Origin of the sequence: Rivularia sp. UHCC 0363, assembly GCF_034931125.1 — a bacterium.
Taxonomy (GTDB): domain Bacteria; phylum Cyanobacteriota; class Cyanobacteriia; order Cyanobacteriales; family Nostocaceae; genus Rivularia.
This window is the reverse complement of sequence record NZ_JAYGHM010000056.1, coordinates 36,976-55,937: the sequence shown is the minus strand read 5'-3', so window position 1 is coordinate 55,937 and position 18,962 is coordinate 36,976. Positions and strand designations below refer to the sequence as shown.

Below are 18,962 nucleotides of genomic sequence, written 5' to 3'. Positions count from 1 at the left end.
ACGAATTATTTTAACCCCTCATAACTACTAGGCTCAGCAAAGCGACCATTTACCCATGAATTAGAATCCCCGTGCGTTCACGCCGGAAAGTATGTCAAAACTCCAAATAACCAAAATAATAAGTAGGGACATTCCATTGTGAAACATCCCTACTTAAAAATTATAATTAGCTTAAGGTTAGCTTAGAATAAACTCAATCAAATATTAAGACTTGCATAATATCTAATAGCTATTATCTCTACCCCAACTTCCACCACCGGAGCGTCCACCACCGGAGCGTCCACCTCCACCTCCACCTCCACCTTTGTCTTCTCGCGGTCTAGCTTTGTTAACTTTCATTACCCGACCCATCCACTCAGCACCATCCAAGGCTTGGATGGCTTCGTTTTCTGCGGCTTCTGATTCCATTTCCACGAAACCAAAACCCCGCGCTCTACCAGTTTCCCTATCGGTAGGTAACTGAACCCGCTTCACACCACCGTACTCAGCAAACACCTTAGTAAGGTCTTCCTGAGTAACATCGTAGGCTAAATTTCCAACGTAGATTGACATAAAACTCTCTAGAATCCAATCGTGTAGAGGGGACATCCGGAAAGCTGCTTGCGACTTTTACTTAATAACAAGAACACATTTACCGAACGTACTACTCCTGCATTATCCTACCACAACTTTTTTTCGCTAACTACGCAATACAAAAATAAGTATCAGTTTTTACTATATTATTGATAGTTTAATGCAAATAAACTAATAGTTGGTACGAACATTTTTTGTCCTTTTCGTTATTTCGGGGCGATCGCGCTTCCCGACAATGCATTGACTATTAATAAAGGGCAACCCATCGGCTTTGTCTAAACCGATTTATTCGCAGGACTTGCGTGAGGACTATGCAGCTACGTCATTGCGACGTAAATCAAATCCCACCCCCACTAATCGGCAACATAACGCCATCCTTCTGGTTCATATTCGCGCTGAATTCGCACCATCCAATGTCCTTGAGGTACAGTAATGGAACCGTGTTCCTCGTGGGCTAAGAGAGCATTTGCAGAAAAAATGCGTAAATATAAATTGCCCTCCTTTGTAAATAATTGTGCATCTCCTTGAGAAATACGGTGTCGGTGTCCGGTAACTTCTCCGCGAGCTAAAGTCAGCCCCGATTCAGGAAGTCCCTCGACTGGCTTTACAGGAAGTAAAATTACGTCACCTTGACGAATTGGTTTCATGATTTTCCTCACAAGGTAGTCAAACTATCGGAAATAAATCCGGTACTTAATTTAAATAAATTAAAATCAATTGAAAATAAATTAAATTCTATTTTGGCACAATACTAAATATTGACAAAAATCACAAAAAACAGTTATCCAAAAGAAAAATTATTAAATATGCTTGTCAAACTTTGTCCCACCTTATCTGGTAAGTCTTTCCAGCAACGCGATCGCCGACATCAAAGCGTAACAAATAAAAATGGTAGTCGCCAATTATGCTCAAGATAAGTTAAAGATTGAAGAGGACTGCTCTCGATAACCCAATTTCAACTATCTTAACTTTATAGTAGGCATCATTGAATGCCGATCGAGTCAAGCAGTTAATGTAAAAGCTATGCCTTGCTCCTTAGTAAGATTTTATCTTGACATTTTCCGATTAATTGTCCCCTAATTGACTGTTTAGCTTAGCCGCTATTTTTTTCTTGAAACTTCCATGTCAACTCTCGTTATTGTCGAATCTCCGACCAAAGCTAAAACTATTCGTAACTACTTACCATCGGATTATCGAGTAGAAGCTTCTATGGGTCATGTACGTGACTTACCGCAGTCAGCCAGTGAAATTCCCGCTGCTGTCAAAGGACAACAATGGGCGCAGTTGGGAGTAAACGTAGAAGCTAACTTTGAACCGTTATATGTAGTTCCCAAAAACAAAAAGCAGGTTGTCACGCTGTTAAAAGAAGCGCTAAAAGACGCAACCGAACTGATTTTAGCGACTGACGAAGACCGAGAAGGGGAAAGTATCAGCTGGCATTTATACCAATTGCTGAAACCAAAAATCCCCACAAAGCGGATGGTATTTCATGAAATTACCTCGGAAGCCATTAAAAAAGCCCTCAAAAATACCCGCGATGTAGACGAGCAACTGGTTCGCGCTCAAGAAACGCGACGAATTTTAGATCGACTCGTCGGCTATACCCTTTCACCTTTGTTGTGGAAAAAAATTGCTTGGGGTTTATCTGCTGGAAGAGTACAGTCTGTAGCGGTACGATTGCTGGTACAGCGAGAAAAAGAACGTCGTGCTTTTAACATCGGTAGCTACTGGGATTTGAAAGCAGCTTTAACTCCTGCATCTAGTAAGGGTAAAGAGCAATCATTTAATTCCGTACTGGTAACTTTGGCTGGAACCAAACTAGCAACTGGTAGCGATTTCGACTCTACAACTGGGCAAATTACCGTAGGTCGTCAAGTTGTTCTGCTCAACGAAGAAGAAGCCGAAGCTCTAAAACAACGGTTAACTAATAAAACTTGGGAAGTTACAAACCTTGACGAACGTCCGGTAACGCGCAAACCGGCACCTCCGTTTACAACTTCCACCCTGCAACAGGAATCTAACCGTAAGTTGCGGCTTTCGGCGCGGGATACCATGCGGGTTGCTCAGAGCCTTTACGAACAAGGCTACATCACCTATATGCGTACCGACTCCGTGCATTTGTCGGAACAAGCTATTACCGCTGCAAGAGACTGCGTACAAAAGCTCTACGGCAAAGAATTTTTGTCTCCCCAAATCCGACAGTACACGACCAAATCTAAGGGAGCGCAAGAAGCACACGAAGCGATTCGTCCGGCTGGAAGCAGCTTCCGTACCCCGCAAGAAACTGGTTTGAGCGGTAGAGAACTGCAACTGTACGATTTAATTTGGAAGCGTACCGTAGCTTGTCAAATGGCAGATGCGAGACAAACTCAAATCACCATGCATTTACAGGTGGAAGACGCAGGTTTTCGTTCTTCGGGTAAACGAATTGATTTTCCAGGTTTTTTAAGAGCTTACGTAGAAGGTTCCGATGACCCAGAAGCAGCGCTCGAAGATAAAGAAGTAATTTTACCTAACCTGAAAGTCGGCGATCGCCCTAACTGCCAAAACTTAGAAACTGTCGGTCACGAAACCCAACCACCAGCCAGATTCACTGAAGCAACTTTAGTGAAAACCTTAGAAAGCGAAGGAATCGGTCGTCCCAGTACCTACGCCAGCATTATCGGTACCATTATCGACAAAGGCTACGCTCAATTAACAAATAATGCTTTAATTCCCACATTTACCGCATTTGCCGTTACCAAGTTGCTGGAAACCCATTTCCCCGAAGTCGTAGATCCGGGCTTTACATCGAGAATGGAGCAAACTCTTGATGATATTTCTACCGGGGAAGCAGAATGGCTACCTTATCTCAAACAATTTTATCTCGGCGAAAAAGGCTTGGATACTTTGGTTAAGGAACAAGAAAGCATCATCGATCCAAATCAATCCCGAACTGTGGACTTGAACATCCCAGATGTGATAATTCGCATTGGTAAATTTGGCGCTTATTTGGAAGCCGAAAATGGCGATGAAACAATTACAGCTTCTATTCCCAGAGATTTTACTCCAGCCGACCTCGACCCCAAACAAGTCGAAAAATTACTCAAGCAAAAAACTGAAGGTCCCGATCAAGTCGGCATTCATCCAGAAACAGCCCAACCAATTTTCATGTTGATTGGTCCTTATGGTCCCTACGTCCAATTGGGTGAGAAATCCGAAGAAAATCCTAAACCAAAGCAAGCATCACTGCCTAAAAATGTCAAGCCAGAAGACGTAACGGTAGAAATGGCTGTTGGTCTGCTATCGCTGCCGAGAAAATTAGGAGAACATCCAGAAACAAAGGCTAGCATCCAAGCTAATTTGGGACGCTTCGGACCTTACGTGGTTCACAATCTCAAAGATGCAAAAGACTACCGTTCCTTAAAAGCCGGTGATGACGTATTGAGTATCACCTTAGAAAGAGCATTGGAATTATTATCCGAACCGAAAAAAGGACGCGGTAGCAAAAGTAAATCCAAGCAGCCTTTACGGGAACTGGGTTCTCATCCGGATACTGAAGAAGTAGTGAACATCTATGACGGTCCTTATGGAGCTTATATCAAGCATGGTAAAACCAACGTCAGCATTCCAGAAGGTGAAACACCAGAAAGCATAACTTTAGAGAAAGCACTCAAGTTAATCGCCGATAAAGCACCTAAAAGTAAATCCACTCGTAAAACAACCAAATCCAAAACTTCCACTACTAAGAAGACTTCCACCGCTAAATCTAAAAAGAAAACTGCGGAAACTGAAAAAAGCTGACGCAGCGTGCTTCTATTACCATTCAATAGTCTGGATGTTCTCATACTTTCGGACTATTGATTTTCAACTATTGGTTAACAATTACAATTGCAAAATCATTCTGAAGAAGTTAGATTCTGCCCTACCAGTGGCTAATGTGATAACCTAAAATAATAAAGGGAGAGTTCGTAGTTATCATCTAATGACTTGCTCCCCGTGTGGAGGGGTTTGGTATCAACAAATTTCTCAACCAGCGGTGCTGTTTTTACCTCAGTTTTTCCGTAACCGATAGTTGACATTTGAGTTAGTACTCAGGAGCGTTCAGTTAAATGGATTATATCGATAAAGTGCTTGAAAAGCTTAAGGAATTAGCACGCAAGCTGATTGATGCTCTTTTAGGGCCACAAGCTGAGCCGGAAGCTGAACTAATTCCAATTCCTGTAAACGAGCGTTCTCGCCGTGGTAGATAGCTCAAATGCTCGTGAAGGAAATTCACCTTCTTTAAGCATTTTAGTACTGCACGGACCGAATCTGAATTTACTAGGAACTCGCGAACCAGAAATTTATGGCTCGCTTAATTTAGATGACATTAATCGTCTATTAGTTGAAGCAGGACGTTCTTTGTCAGCCAAAATATGTGCCGTGCAGTCTAACCACGAGGGCGTTTTAATCGATGCCATCCACGATGCGTTAGTTAAACATCAACATCAAGGCATCATTATTAACGCGGGTGCCTATACTCACACGAGTGTAGCATTACGAGACGCGATCGCATCAGTGAATATACCGACTGTAGAAGTTCATTTAAGCAATATATATCGTAGGGAAGAATTTCGACATCATTCCTATATTGCACCTGTCGTAGTTGGTCAAATCAGTGGCTTTGGCGCGAAAAGCTATGTTTTGGGATTGCAGGCTTTAGTTGACCACTTAAGAAAGCCTTGAGTTAGTTAAAACTAATAATTCAGAGCGGATATTAGCGCTACACCCGCGAAAATTATCAAAAAATATGAAAAAATTGCATTGTATTCCGAATAGGTATTTGCACAGTTGTAGTTATAACCTATAAAAGCATGATTTATTTGACTATTTTTTAGTTAATTCAGTAACTATATGCGCTACTCACTTACAAGTAGAGTCCGGGGTGCTTTGGTCGGGTGTCTAATTGGGCAAAATTTAGCTCCTATCACCGAACAACCTCTTTTATGGAGCAAAGCAGCAGCCCAACAAATAAACGGCTTACTATACCAGGGTAGGTTTGATTTAAACCAAGGTGAGATTCAACAAACAATTTTAGAAGCACCATCCAATTTAATATTGGCAGACTTGATTTTATCAACTTTACCTATCACATTATTTTTTCACGACAATCATTTAAAACTCAGAGAAAATTTGCTCCTAGCGATTAAAAATTATCATCATCCTTTATTAAGAGATGCAGTCTTAGCAGTATCTTATTTAATCGCTCAATCATTAAATGAGAAAATTAATTGCAATACCATACCACAGATAACTTCTTTTATTGGTGAAACTACAACCGATATACCAAAAAAGCTACACCAAGTCAACTATCTATTGATAGAAAATGCTGACTTAGTAGAATGGAAAAATTGCTTGGGTAAAGAAAATAATTTGAGCAATACGATCGCCACAGCAATTTATTGTTTTGCAAGTAATCAAGAAGATTTTCGCCTAACCTGCTTGCAAGCAATTACCATAGACAAGCAAAACTCACAAATTTGTAGCGCGATCGCGGGGGCAATTTCGGGAGCCTATAACAGCATGGCTGGTATACCCATAACTTGGCACTTAGGGTTAGATAATGCAAAATTAGCTTTGGGGGAACTAACTAGTTTTTCCCAAATGGTAAAATTAGCTGATGCATTAGTGGCTGTATGGTCGGGAGTATATTATGTATCACCACAATTTTTAGAGAAAAAGGAGGTTCCAGATTTAATTTCGACCCATGAGGCAATTGCAGCCCCAAATATCATCCGTTTGCGTTAACGATATTTATCAAAAAAATCTCAACAAACACAGTACCTTTATCTTGCATCAAATAATTAAAAATCTTTTTCGAGCAAAAAACTATACTTATTAACAAGTAATCCAGGATTTATATTAAATGGTAACTATGATGGCAGCAAGCTTAAAGTCTGCTTCGGTTCAGGAATGTCTGATGTCAAACCATTCTTATAAGCACTGCGGTCATAGGTCATGAAAATGCAGCCATTTCTTAAATCCTTAATACAAGCAACAGCTATTTGGGGACGACGATACAAAGCGCTACGTAATTATGTATCTAAGAGTGAAAATCGGTATAAAAAATCCTTCTCCAACCCAATGGTAAAGTCTGTTAAAGCTAAACGTGGTATTTACGCAGCTTGTTGGGGTTTTATTCCTCAACATTCTTTGGTTGTGTTTGCAATTGCTTTGGTTGCGATGACAGGAGTGATAGGATACAAATTATACAGCCAGCCCCAGTTGCAAGAACAAGCCCTCGCTCGCGAAACAATAGTCGCACCTTATACTGCTCAAATAGAAAACAAGCAAAAAACAGAATTGCTGCGCGAAACTGCTAGGGAAAATTCTCGGCAATGGTTAATGGTAGACAAGCAAATTAACGAAACAGCCGAGAAAGATTTACGAAAATTGCTACAACAAGGAAACGAAATTCGCGCTGCTGCTGGAGCTTTTCCGTTTTTTGACACTGAGGTATTGAATCCTTTGACCCAAGATTTCCTTCGTTCCGCTTCCGAGCAGGAATGGAAGCAAATATTAATATTTTTAGAAGATGGGAATCAAAACGTTGCGAGGAGTGGAATCCAAGGTGTGACTGTTGCTAATAGGAGTAATCGTACCGTTACAGAAACCCCAGCTATTGATACTACGACGGAAAACCCCAATTTTAAACAAGCATTAAGTCAACTACAGCTATATCGTGCTAAAACTTCTCCCGAAAATCTGCGATCGCTAATTGGAATAATCGAAAAAAGACGACAAATGTACGCTCAAGCCGAAGCAAAGCTTGCAACGTTCGGCGTTTCCAAGCCAGCAAGAATAGTATATAACGACAACAGCGTACTCAAATTTAGCGACGATCAATGGTCAACAATTCAAGTAGGCATCTTACAAAGCGCCCAATTAATCTTAGCTCAAGGTATTCACCCCGGACTACCCCACGAAAATTTAGAGTACGTAATTAACCTGCATTTACAGAAATCTGAGCTATTAGTACCCGCAGATGCTAAAATATGGGCAACTAAATTATTGGTAAGCGTTTTACAGCCAAATTTAAGAAAAGACGAACAACAAACAGAACTACAAGCGGATGAAGCCGCAGCCAAAGTACCGCCAGTCATGGTAATGGTGGAAAAAGGCGAATTAATTGTTAGAAAAGGACAGGAAATTACAGCTTGGAATTTAGCAGTATTAGAAAACTATAATCTGATTCGTCGCGAAACTAATTGGCTGGGATTAACCTATTTAGGAAGCACGATCGCTTTCTCAATTGGTATTTATGCTTTAATCGAAAAACGTTTAGAAATTCGATTGCGTCAAAGTGATCGGTTCTTAGTATTATTACTGGCACTATCGTGTCCATCTTTACTTATTTTAGGTATTCCTTTTGCAACTTGGAGTGCTGTTGGATTGCTATTAGGCAGTTTTTACGGACGCACTTTAGGAATTACGGTAATAGGATTGCTGTCGATATTGTTGTTGCCCATGAATTTAGATATCGGCAATACAGCAATTTTAGCTGGTGCAGCAGGAGGAATACTCGGTACCTGTATGGCACAAAACCTGCGTTCTCGTGAAGAATTGGCAGTATTAGGTTTTGGAATTTCTTTAACTGAAGGTGGTGTGTACTTATTATTAAAAGTAATGTTAGGCACTGCGTTTACTTCAACCTCTTATCTTGTATTTCAGGAAGCCGGATTATTAGCTTTATCCGGTTTGGGTTGGAGCATTATAGCTTTGGGATTAAGTCCCTATTTAGAGAAACTGTTTGACTTAGTTACTCCGATTCGTTTAGCAGAACTTGCTTCTCCCAATCGTCCTTTACTTAAACGTTTGGCAACAGAAGCCCCCGGAACATTTCAACATACTTTATTTGTAGCCACTCTTGCCGAAGCCGCAGCCAAAGAACTTAAATGCAACGTTGAACTAATTAGAGCCGGGACATTATACCACGATGTCGGTAAAATGCACGACCCAATGGGATTTATCGAGAATCAAATGGGAGGTCCAAACAAGCATGAAGAAATTAATGACCCTTGGATCAGTGCCGATTTGATCAAAAAGCACGTAAGTGCGGGATTAGCTATGGCAAGAAAGCACAGTTTACCCACAGCAATACAGGCATTTATTCCCGAACATCAAGGAACAATGCAAATTGCTTATTTTTATCATCAAGCTCAAGAATTAGCTAAAGATAATCCAAATTTACAGATAAAAGACGAAGATTTTCGTTACGAAGGACCAACCCCCCAGTCACGAGAAACCGGAATAGTCATGTTAGCTGACTCTTGCGAAGCCGCATTGCGATCGCTTCGAGATGCTACACCAGAAAAAGCCTTGAATATGGTTAACAATATCTTACGGGCTAGGTGGAAAGATAATCAACTCGCGGATTCCGGCTTAACACGACAAGAAATGACACAAATAGCTGAAATCTTTGTCAGAGTTTGGCAACAGTTCCATCACAAACGAATTGCTTATCCTAAGTTGAAAGCGAATAATTAAGAATGGGTAATGGGTAATTGGAATTTACTTTTCACTCTTCTCCTCTGTTCGCAACTCCAGCCATAATAAAATCGATTGCTGCTTGAGCGTGCTTTTCAATCATTTCTGGACTTCGTAAATCTAGGTTTGGTGTCAAATGCTTAATATTTTCGTAAGCATCAAAATAGAAATTACAAACTCCATTGATATGCATTGCGGTTAAAAAAGGATCGAACTGACGGAAACAACCGATGTTTATTCCTCTTTCTAAAATTTCTAATAGATATTTATAGCTTTGGTTCCAATCAATTTGCTTGTAATACTTGCCTTGATTTTGAAGTGCTTCTTGCCACAATATTCTACCGAAGCAAGGATGAGTCGCTTGATAGGTGATGAATGCGTATACGGCAGTTTTCAAAGCTGATTCTGGATGCAATTCGTTTAAGTTTAGTTTAGCTAGTCCTAATTCATTCAACTGTAAGGCTAATTGATTCAATACTGCTTGATATAAGGCTTCTTTACTCTCAAAATAATAGTAAATCATCGCTTTCGTAACACCACTACCAGATGCAATATTTTCTGTACGCGCACCATTCAAACCGTATTTAGCAAATTCTTCCATCGCTGCATCAAGTATTTGAGATTTCGTAGCTTCTGCATCGCGTACTTGACGAGGTTTACGAAATAAGGGTTTTGACTGTTTAGAACGACTCACTTTTCTCCATCAAACCGACCAAATCATCTTAACTAAAAATTTGGTTAATAGTTGACAATAAGAAATAAATTACCTATATTATTAACTAACTAAATTTTTAGTTAATTAAATTGATGCCGCTATTCAATCTCAATACTATTTTATAAATAAAAGGAAAAAATAACTATGTCAATGCTTTTTGGCGCACCTTGGCTGTTAGCGCACAAATCAATGTTACAGGTAAATCAGCCGACAAAAATTTCTCTCTACGGTTCCGATTACGTAGTGTGGAAAGACGCAAAAGGAGAAATCAACGCTTTACCTAATGCTTGTCCCCACATGGGAGCAATGTTGTCTGAAGGCTGGTGTGAATCAAAAGAAGATAACAGCAGCGTGGTTGTTTGTCCGTTTCACGCTTTGGAATTTGACAGCGCAGGTTGTACTGTTTTACCAAGTTCTAATAAGAAAACTTTACCGCAATTAAAGCCTTTAGAATTGATTATTCAAGGAGATTTTATTTGGTCTTATGGAGGAATAGAACCGAAAATACCTATCCCGAATATCTTGAATGAAATTGCATCTAAATACGATTTTATTGGTCATACAGCAGACACTAGCGTAAATACAGAACTGCTGCCGATGCTGTTAAATATGCACGATTATAACCATCAAAACGGTACCCATCGTCCTCTATTCAAAATTCAAGAGATACTATTTGAAAAATTTATTGATAACGGACATCAATCTCATGCTTTTTATGATATGCCTACAGCACCTGTAAGTTTAGCTGAGAAAATTAAAAAACCCGATTTATTGTTAATACCAAAAGTTATTAAAGCTCATTTAGAAAATCACTTTCCTAGTTTAGTAATATTCCACGGACAAACAGTATTTGGGAAACTTGCTCAATGTCATTTATTCGTACCGGAATCTGAAAATAAAACCCGGACATATATATTAATGTTCGGAGAAGCAAATAGCCCCATATCTAAATTTTTTGGGAAAACAGCCCTCGAATTTGCAAAAGTTATAGTAGAACAAGATGCGGATATTTTAGGAAAGATTTATCCCAATTCTCAGCAAAAAATCAAGTTGAATAACGAAGTAGGAATCGATTGGGTCAAACGTAATTTTGATAATTTTCCCGAAGTTGTAGAACCGAATTTATCTAAAAGTTGAAAATAGGGAATAGGGAAAGAAACAATACTAATAAGTAACTACTCCCTTCTCGCTCTAAAATTACCTATACCTCTCTATTCTTTTCTCTGTGTCCTCTGCGTCTTTGCGGTTTTTTTCCTCAGTAATCTTCTGCTGGAAAGCGAGTACCTACCAGAACATCGATTCCGTTAATTCCGAACCACCCGCTTTTGCACCTAACCAAGAATGCGCGATCGCAAACAGAATTACTAATGGTACAGAAGAAAAGTGAACGATTCGTAGTGCTTCCCAACTACCAAACATTTCTACAATCCAAGGAAATTGAGCCGGTTTATACATTCCTATTCCTGTAAATAATGCCAGTAAAAGAATCGGTATAATGCTTGTGTACGCGATACGATGCCAAGCATAAACTAAGCGTTGGGAATTTTTGGTTTTCTGTAAAGCTTTTAAATCCTTGTTGCTGACAAACCGATGTTGCCATCTGCGACTAATTAAAACATAAATACCGTACCATAAAAGATTCAGCGAAAAAAACCACATTGCAGCAAAATGCCAATGTCTACCTCCTGCTAACCAACCTCCTAGAGTAAAGATTCCAGGAATATGCAAACCTCCACGTCCACCAAAAACTGGGTTAGCGTTATAAATTTGCAATCCGCTAGTAAGCATGATGAAGAGACTGACAATGTTAACCCAATGAAAAATCTTAGCCGGTATTGCTTGGGTGGGGAACTTCTTTCTTGAAGTCGGAATGCTAGAAGTCATATATCTAAAGTATTTAAGCGAAGTATAACTAGGTGGGTAATGTATTCGTAGTGCGAGCGTCCCGCTCGCTCGTTACAATCAGCGAGCTAGAAGCTCGTATTACCAGACAATTAACGAATACTACCGGACAATTAACGAATACTACCGGACAATTAACGAATACTACCAGACAATTAACGAATACTACCGGACAATTAACGAATACTACCAGACAGTTAACGAATACTACCAGACAATTAACGAATACTACCGGACAATTAGCGAATACTACCAGACAATTAACGAATACTACCGGACAATTAGCGAATACTACCAGACAATTAACAAATACTACCGGACAATTAGCGAATACTACCAGACAGTTAACGAATACTACCAGACAATTAGCGAGCTTTTCGGCTCCCACTACCTCGATCCCGCAGAACTTGTGTCGTCAAGTATTAGTACTTCATTTCATTAATTTTGACCGCTTGTATTTCAGTCCTATTTATAGGACTTTCGCTATTAGACGGGGGTTGAAAACCACCGGCAGGTTATGATGAAAACCCGTCAATTTTAATGCAATAGACTACTAATACTCCACCACATTAATTTTGCGGGGTAAGAAATTCGTAGTGCGACCATCTTGGTCGCTCGTTACAACCAGCGAGCGGGCTAAAAGCAACGAGCGCACACTACCCTTCGGGCAAACTTCGTTAACGTGAGTCTGCGCTTACGCACACGCACTACGCTAACCCCTCAAAGTTAGTGTGACAGACTACTAGCTATTTCTAATTTTGCAAAAAAGCGGGATTTAAGACCCGCGATCGCATTACTTGTGAATTAGCATTCTCTGACTCAAATATTTATTTTTAGCCAGTTCGACCGGAAACAGTTTTGCACAAAACCAAGCTAAGGAGAGAATCCAATTCGATAAATCATTCTCTTTAGGTAAGACTGACTTGTTTTCAAACCAAGATTGGCTACTCAAATTTTTCTATCTCTATTTAGCCTTCAAAAAAATACTTATTAACTTTTTTTCTGTTTTACAAGCTGCATTTTATTAGATTTAAAATCATTAAAATCTACAGTTCTAACAACGGCATCACTTGTGTCTTTTTGATGAGCTTGGTAATTATCTTTCAGTAATCTTATGTAAGTGCGATAAGGTATATAATCTACCGGATCGTATCCATGAAAACGCAGGATTAAAACACAAGCCCAAGAATACTTTCGGGTAAGAATTGCTTTAATCACTTCTTCAACCTGTTTATTATTCATTACCTTCAATTTTGCTCGCAGCTAAAAAAATACTTTATTGAATCAGGGGGAACACTTTATAGATAAATTAAATCTTTCTACTACAAAGTTTATAATTTTATTGCAACAGCATTTCATACTTTTTCAAAATCTTTATATAAAATTTATAATATTTTTACTGTCTTGCTTAAATACTAATAATAATCATTTATGTAAATGATTTATTTAATTGAGTTTTTTTTCTTTTTTAAATATCGTCATCTAGCTAAAGAGTTAGATGTCTTATACTTCATAAAATTACCCTTAGATTTTTGGAAATGTTGAATCAATTTATAGAAGTAACGGATCTTATTTTTTTAATACTTTACTGTTTGTAAAATTACTCAAAAAAGATTAATTTTTATTTAAGAATCTTAGAAAAATCGCCTAAATCAAAGCATTCTTAATTAGTTGTATAGAAGTAGACAATAGTATGAAGGTACGTTTTCATCGAATAAAGACGGTAGAAGTACTAGTTATCGTTGAAAAAAATCAGCAGTTTGTCAAATATCCCATCAATAAGAAATTTATATCCATCTAATTATTTATAGATGATTACCAGACAAACAATATCAGGGGGTTAGACCCTCTTAATAATTATATTTTTTGATTATTTAAGTTCATATAATTATTTTTTACTTGTAATATGGCATCTTTTTTTACACATTATTAAACATTTACTTGTAAAACTTTTCATGAAATTATGTATCTTTACTCCAATAAACGTAGATTTATAAGTTTATACGATAATTATTTCAAATAAATTTCCGATAAATAGAGCGCTTTGAATCGTTATTTATACTCAACTATTTAGTAACGAATAAAAACTAAAATTTCAGCTTTTCTGTGAAAGAGAATACATCCTGATATTGTCAAAAATACCGATTATATTTTTTAGCTTTCAGAAGCTACCTGTCGAGAATTAGTTAGTGCATGAGACTTAAGCATCCTTTAGAGCGATATGTAAAGTATGTGTCAGCTTATTAAAAAGGTTTTGAGGTCGTTCTTAATATCCAATTCATTAGAAAGCGATTTGCATAAAGAGATAAATAAGTAATTTTCCGCTTTTTTACGGAATAAATGCCAGAAAAATCATACTTTTAAATCTATTTCTCCGTATAAAACCTGTTTCCGCTGTATTGATAACTTGCTATATTTGGTTTCAAACAAAAAACCGTTTGTATTTGGGTACTCTCTGCATCTACCTAAAAAATTTGATCGAGCATTTACCACGCAAGACTAAACTTCTGTGATATTACTCTAATGCTTAAGTATTGGAGTATTAAAGCTAAAGCATTATTTTGTATAAAAAAATACAATTGATATCTATCGGGGAATAGTTCTTTTAATTTATAAACGTCAAAACCTTCCCAATTTAAGAATTTCTAATTACACATGAGATTAAGAATAAAGCGGTGGAGGTATAGTTACCTTCTGCTGTGGTTGTTGCTTCCTGGAATTATCTTGAAAGCGATACCTGCGATCGCTGACGAAATAACTAATACAGCAGTGTTTGGAGGTGATAATATTGGCTCTTTTAACACTAACAGTACAACTTTTAGAGCCGGGAATGCAGCTTTGCAAATAACTAAGACTGCTAATAAAAGTGCTGCTGAACCTGGGGACACGGTAACTTACCGGATTGCAATTCGTAATACTGGTGTGGTATCGGCAAGTAATTTAACTCTTAACGATACCCTTCCATTAGGTTTGAAATTAGCGGAAAAATCGGTACAAGCATCCTTAACTGACGGTAGTACAACAACTCAAGTTACAGTATCGACTACTCCAGTACAAAATCGCACGGTGGGAATTAACTATGCTGGTAGCATTCCACCCCAAGGAATTCTCAGTGTGGTTTACGCGGTTACGGTTACACCCGATGGAATGCGAGGAAGCGGCAGAAACTTGGCTGTGGCTTCTGCTGGAGACTTGAGAAGTAATACAGCAAGCCATTTATTAAGAATTCGTCCGGGTATTGTTTCTGATTGTGCGACTTTAATTGGACGTGTTTTTGTCGATAAAAATTTCGATGGAGAACAGCAATCGGGGGAGCCTGGAGTTCCGAATGCGGTAATTTTTATGGATGATGGTAATCGTATTCTCACGGATGCTAACGGAATGTATTCTGTCGCTAACGTAATTTCGGGTAATCGTACCGCAACATTGGACTATACCAGTTTACCGGGCTATATTCAGGCTCCGAATCTTTACAAAATCAAAAATAATAGTCAGTCTCGCTTGGTGCGTTTAGCTCCTGGAAGTATGGGAAAAATCAATTTTGCAGTTACTCCAGCTTTTGGAGAGCTTCCAAGAGGAGGACGTTAATATGAAAAATTTTAGTGTAAATAAGCGAGATTTAATCTTAATTTCTTGTGGTGCTGTAATATTACCGACTGTCAGTGTATCCGCACAAAACGTAATTATAGAACAGCCAGCATCGGATTCACCGGAATCCAATTTATCAGTAGAAGATAATAGCGAAATTTTATTTTCACCTCCGACTAGTCAACCGGAGGAATCGAGTCAAGAAGAAAAGCAACAAGAAGTTTTAATTGATACTAATCCTATTCCTTTAAAAGATTCTCAAATAGAGGGAGTAGGGAGTAGGGAGCAGGGAGCAGTAGAACGCACTAATAATAGTTCCTCTCCAATAACTTTTGAAGAAGTGAAACAGCAAAAGCAAAATTCTTCTATTCCTTTATCCTTAGTAAATCAAGTTAGTATAATTACTCCTCAAGCTGGTGTAATTAATACTGGGACTACTAATATTGCAATTCAGCACCACCCTAGTGCCAAAATCAAGGTAACGGTAAACGGAAAGCCCATAGACGAATCTATTAGCAGTTACGTTCACAAAGACGAATCGCAAAAGCTGCATACTCAAATTTGGTATAACGTTCCTTTATCTAAGGGTGAAAACACGATTACTGCTCAAGCTCAAGGGGGTAATCCTGTCAGCGTTAAAGTCACCATTCAAGAACAAAAAACCAAAATTTCCATTAATCCAGTCGGAGAAGCGAGAATTCCGGCTGATGGACGTTCCAATATTGACTTCCGAGGTAAAATTACTGACGAAAAAGGTAATTTAATTAAGCAAGATGTCATTGTTACTTTAGGTACTAATGCCGGAAAATTTATCGGTGCAGACTACAAACCAGATGCACCGGGTTTTCAAGTATTAGCGCGTGGGGGCGAGTTTACGGCGACTTTACAGGCAGGGAATCAAGCTCAAAGTGCGAAAATCAGCGCTACTATCTACGGTCAAAAAACTTCTCCTAATCTAGATTTGGGAACGGTAACATATGTTGAATTTGTGACTAATTTACGTCCTTCCCTAGCCACGGGGGTAGTAAATCTGAGAATTGGAGCGGGTGGTAGTGACTACTGGGGTAGTTTCCGCGACTTTGTTAACCCAGAAATTGACAAAGGTACAACTGTAGATTTGGATGCAGCAGTTTTTGCCACAGGTAAAGTTGGAGAATGGTTATTTACAGGAGCTTATAATAGCGATCGCCCTTTGAATCAAGATTGTAATGGAGATAATCGGTTGTTCGGGGGTATTCAATCTTGTGAAAAACAATATCCCGTTTACGGTGATGGTTCAACGGTTACGAATACTGCTCCTTCCACAGATAGCGTTTATGCTCGCATCGAACGCACTCCCGATATCAAGGGAGCGGAGCCGGATTATTTCATGTGGGGTGACTATAATACTCAAGAATTCGCCAGACAATCCCAACTTTATACTGCTACTACCAGACAACTGCACGGGTTTAAGAGCAACTTCAATATCGGTAATTTGCAGGTAACAGGATTATTTGCCAATAATATCCAAGGTTTCCAGCGAGATACTATTACCCCCAACGGAACCAGCGGTTATTACTTCGTTTCCCGTCGCTTGGTAGTTCCCGGTAGTGAAAGCGTATTTATCGAATCTGAAGAAATTAATCGTCCCGGTACGGTAATCAAACGTCAGCCTTTATATCGCGGTGCTGATTACGAAATCGATTACGACAGAGGGACAATTTTATTCCGTCGTCCGATTCAAGCTACCCAGTTAAATCCTTTAGAAGCCAGTTTGGTAAATCGGATTGTAGTAACTTATCAAAACGAAGCTGGTGAAGACAGTCAACTTTACGGGGGTAGACTGCAATATAACTTGCGAAATGGTAGCTCGAATGTAGATAAAACCGCATTTTTGGGAGCTAGTTATTTAAAAGAAGACCAAGGAGCGCAGGACTTTCAACTTTACGGAGTTGATTTTTACGCTCCCTTTGCATCCGGTTCCATCGTGGGTGAATATGCGCGATCGCAACACAATACGTTCAATTTCGGCGATGTCAGTGGTTCTGCTTACCGTATAGAAGCAAATAGCAACATTGGTGACTTTAAAGGACAAGCTTATTACCGTTCGGTAACAGAAAATTTTGCGAATAACGCCACTTGGAGTTTTGCTCCCGGACAAACCCGTTATGGTGCAGATGTTGCCGCTAAAGTTACCGATACAACTAGTCTTCAGGTAGGTTACGACCACGAAGAAAATTTCGGTATTGCTCCCGCCGAACAAACCCAATTTTTTGACTTATTCAACCCCCAGCCTCTACCGACACCAGGAAGTCAAGTTGATAACTCTTTATCTACATTTAGAGCCGGTGTTCAACAGAAAATCGGCGAATCAGATTTAAAACTTGAATATGTGAATCGTTCCCGTGAAGATCGAGTTAACAATCAGTTTGAGGGAACTGCGAGTCAATTAGTATCCAGTCTTAACGTTCCCATCACAGAGTCTTTAGCTTTCCGCGCTCAAAACGAACTCAACCTCAACGAAAGCGACCCTCTTTATCCCAACCGTACCACCCTCGGTTTAGATTGGGCTTTGTATCCCGGTGTAACCATGCGATTAGCTCACCAATTCTTTGATGGTGGCTTGTTGGAGGGTAACAGCATTACTAGTTTAGATACCCTCGTCGAACATAAATTCACAGAAGATACCACTATAAACGGACGCTATTCGGTGCTTTCCGGTATCGACGGGATGAACGACCAAGGTTCTATAGGGTTAAATCATCGTATCCGTGTTGCACCTGGATTAAAGTTAGATTTAGGTTACGAACGAGTATTTAAAGATATTTTCGGCAGCACCGCGACAGGTGTCAGATTTGCTCAACCCTATGCAGTCGGACAAAGTGCTTCTTCTTTGGGTTTATTCCAGGGAAGTACATACAGCGTGGGCATGGAATACACCGATAATCCCAACTTCAACGCCAACGCTCGCTTTGAATATCGCGATGGAAATCAAGGCAACAATACAGTAATTACCGCAGGAGCAGCCGGTAAAGTTTCACCAGCATTAACCGCAGCAGTACGGTACAAACAAGCCGGTGGAGCAAACCAACTATTAGAGGGATTAGCAGATACAGCCAACCTCCGCGTCGGTTTAGCATATCGCGACCCCAGCAGCGACAAATTAAACGCTTTACTTAAATACGAATACCGCCAAAATCCTTCAACAACACCAGATACCTTGTTATTTGGTAGCGGAAATGGTGCGATCGACCATCTTTTCTCAGCTGAAGCAATCTACTCACCTAGTTGGAGATGGGAATTATATGGAAAATACGCTTTCCGTAATAGTAATAGCTACTTAGCAAATAATTTTACTAGCAATAGCAGCGTTAACCTAGCGCAACTACGGGCAAATTATCAGTTGGGATACCGCACAGATTTAGCAATAGAAGGACGTTGGATTGGTCAACCCACCCAGGATTACAACGAATTTGGCGTAGCTGTAGAAGCTGGATATTATCTCACACCCGATTTCCGCGTCGGTGTCGGTTATGCCTTCGGTAGCGCCGATGACCGCGACTTTACAGGCTATCGTTCTGCGGGTGGTCCCTATGTCAACGTCAGCTTTAAAGTTAACGAATTATTCGGTGGATTCGGCAGACAAAAAGTTGCCCCACCACAGCAACAAGAATCAGTCAAATTTTAGATTTTAGAT

The 18,962-nt window shown here is 39.4% G+C and carries 14 protein-coding genes; 9 read left to right on the top strand and 5 right to left on the bottom strand.

Annotated features, from left to right (window positions below):
• Positions 1–222: 222 nt before the first annotated feature.
• Both VB797_RS25770 and VB797_RS25765 read right to left on the bottom strand, forming a co-directional pair.
• Positions 223–552 carry an RNA-binding protein gene (locus VB797_RS25770; protein ID WP_323240607.1) on the bottom strand — a complete coding sequence of 110 codons (330 nt, stop codon included), beginning with the start codon at positions 550–552 and terminating at the stop codon, positions 223–225.
• Between the two features lie 374 nt (positions 553–926).
• Positions 927–1,220: a hypothetical protein gene (locus VB797_RS25765; RefSeq protein WP_323240606.1), complete on the bottom strand. Its 294-nt coding sequence runs from the start codon at positions 1,218–1,220 to the stop codon at positions 927–929.
• Between the two features lie 475 nt (positions 1,221–1,695).
• Between VB797_RS25765 and topA the strand changes: the two genes are divergently transcribed.
• From topA to VB797_RS25740, 5 genes are all read left to right on the top strand, one after another.
• Positions 1,696–4,356, top strand: coding sequence for a type I DNA topoisomerase (topA, locus tag VB797_RS25760; RefSeq protein WP_323240605.1), 2,661 nt, complete (start codon positions 1,696–1,698; stop codon positions 4,354–4,356).
• 326 nt (positions 4,357–4,682) lie between these two features.
• A complete protein-coding gene (locus VB797_RS25755; protein WP_323240609.1) occupies positions 4,683–4,805 on the top strand; it encodes a DNA topoisomerase I in 123 nt (40 codons plus the stop codon).
• Positions 4,795–5,280 carry a type II 3-dehydroquinate dehydratase gene (aroQ, locus tag VB797_RS25750; RefSeq protein ID WP_323240604.1) on the top strand — a complete coding sequence of 162 codons (486 nt, stop codon included), beginning with the start codon at positions 4,795–4,797 and terminating at the stop codon, positions 5,278–5,280. The genes VB797_RS25755 and aroQ overlap by 11 nt, the downstream gene beginning before the upstream one ends.
• A 168-nt stretch (positions 5,281–5,448) precedes the next feature.
• On the top strand, positions 5,449–6,342 hold the full coding sequence (locus VB797_RS25745; protein WP_323240603.1) for an ADP-ribosylglycohydrolase family protein: 894 nt from the start codon (positions 5,449–5,451) through the stop codon (positions 6,340–6,342).
• Positions 6,343–6,552: 210 nt separating this feature from the next.
• Positions 6,553–9,081, top strand: coding sequence for an HDIG domain-containing metalloprotein (locus VB797_RS25740; RefSeq protein ID WP_323240602.1), 2,529 nt, complete (start codon positions 6,553–6,555; stop codon positions 9,079–9,081).
• A 31-nt stretch (positions 9,082–9,112) separates the two neighbouring features.
• Here the strand turns inward: VB797_RS25740 and VB797_RS25735 are convergent, their stop codons facing one another.
• The gene (locus VB797_RS25735; RefSeq protein WP_323240601.1) at positions 9,113–9,775 is read right to left on the bottom strand and encodes a TetR/AcrR family transcriptional regulator; all 663 of its coding nucleotides are present in this window, start codon (positions 9,773–9,775) and stop codon (positions 9,113–9,115) included.
• 171 nt (positions 9,776–9,946) lie between these two features.
• Here VB797_RS25735 and VB797_RS25730 point away from each other — a divergent pair, with 171 nt between their 5' ends.
• Positions 9,947–10,933, top strand: a complete 987-nt coding sequence (locus VB797_RS25730; RefSeq protein WP_323240608.1) for a Rieske 2Fe-2S domain-containing protein — start codon at positions 9,947–9,949, stop codon at positions 10,931–10,933.
• Positions 10,934–11,080: 147 nt separating this feature from the next.
• On the opposite strand, the gene VB797_RS25725 is transcribed toward VB797_RS25730, so the two are convergent.
• Positions 11,081–11,680, bottom strand: coding sequence for a cytochrome b/b6 domain-containing protein (locus tag VB797_RS25725; RefSeq protein WP_323240600.1), 600 nt, complete (start codon positions 11,678–11,680; stop codon positions 11,081–11,083).
• A 32-nt stretch (positions 11,681–11,712) separates the two neighbouring features.
• Here VB797_RS25725 and VB797_RS25720 point away from each other — a divergent pair, with 32 nt between their 5' ends.
• The gene (locus VB797_RS25720) at positions 11,713–12,219 is read left to right on the top strand and encodes a hypothetical protein (RefSeq protein ID WP_323240599.1); all 507 of its coding nucleotides are present in this window, start codon (positions 11,713–11,715) and stop codon (positions 12,217–12,219) included.
• A gap of 469 nt (positions 12,220–12,688) precedes the next feature.
• Here VB797_RS25720 and VB797_RS25715 read toward each other — a convergent pair whose 3' ends face one another.
• Positions 12,689–12,940 carry a HetP family heterocyst commitment protein gene (locus VB797_RS25715; RefSeq protein WP_323240598.1) on the bottom strand — a complete coding sequence of 84 codons (252 nt, stop codon included), beginning with the start codon at positions 12,938–12,940 and terminating at the stop codon, positions 12,689–12,691.
• 1,413 nt (positions 12,941–14,353) lie between these two features.
• Here VB797_RS25715 and VB797_RS25710 point away from each other — a divergent pair.
• Together VB797_RS25710 and VB797_RS25705 are read left to right on the top strand one after the other, a co-directional pair.
• The gene (locus VB797_RS25710) at positions 14,354–15,286 is read left to right on the top strand and encodes a hypothetical protein (protein ID WP_323240597.1); all 933 of its coding nucleotides are present in this window, start codon (positions 14,354–14,356) and stop codon (positions 15,284–15,286) included.
• A gap of 1 nt (position 15,287) precedes the next feature.
• On the top strand, positions 15,288–18,953 hold the full coding sequence (locus VB797_RS25705) for a hypothetical protein (protein ID WP_323240596.1): 3,666 nt from the start codon (positions 15,288–15,290) through the stop codon (positions 18,951–18,953).
• Positions 18,954–18,962: the final 9 nt, after the last annotated feature.

Coding starts and splice junctions, on each gene's coding strand:
- VB797_RS25730 (WP_323240608.1), top strand. CDS start 9,947: ATGCTTTTTGGCGCACCTTGGCTGTTAGCGCACAAATCAATGTTACAG.
- topA (WP_323240605.1), top strand. CDS start 1,696: ATGTCAACTCTCGTTATTGTCGAATCTCCGACCAAAGCTAAAACTATT.
- VB797_RS25710 (WP_323240597.1), top strand. CDS start 14,354: ATGAGATTAAGAATAAAGCGGTGGAGGTATAGTTACCTTCTGCTGTGG.
- VB797_RS25725 (WP_323240600.1), bottom strand. CDS start 11,680: ATGACTTCTAGCATTCCGACTTCAAGAAAGAAGTTCCCCACCCAAGCA.
- VB797_RS25705 (WP_323240596.1), top strand. CDS start 15,288: ATGAAAAATTTTAGTGTAAATAAGCGAGATTTAATCTTAATTTCTTGT.
- VB797_RS25715 (WP_323240598.1), bottom strand. CDS start 12,940: ATGAATAATAAACAGGTTGAAGAAGTGATTAAAGCAATTCTTACCCGA.
- VB797_RS25745 (WP_323240603.1), top strand. CDS start 5,449: ATGCGCTACTCACTTACAAGTAGAGTCCGGGGTGCTTTGGTCGGGTGT.
- VB797_RS25740 (WP_323240602.1), top strand. CDS start 6,553: ATGAAAATGCAGCCATTTCTTAAATCCTTAATACAAGCAACAGCTATT.
- VB797_RS25770 (WP_323240607.1), bottom strand. CDS start 552: ATGTCAATCTACGTTGGAAATTTAGCCTACGATGTTACTCAGGAAGAC.
- VB797_RS25765 (WP_323240606.1), bottom strand. CDS start 1,220: ATGAAACCAATTCGTCAAGGTGACGTAATTTTACTTCCTGTAAAGCCA.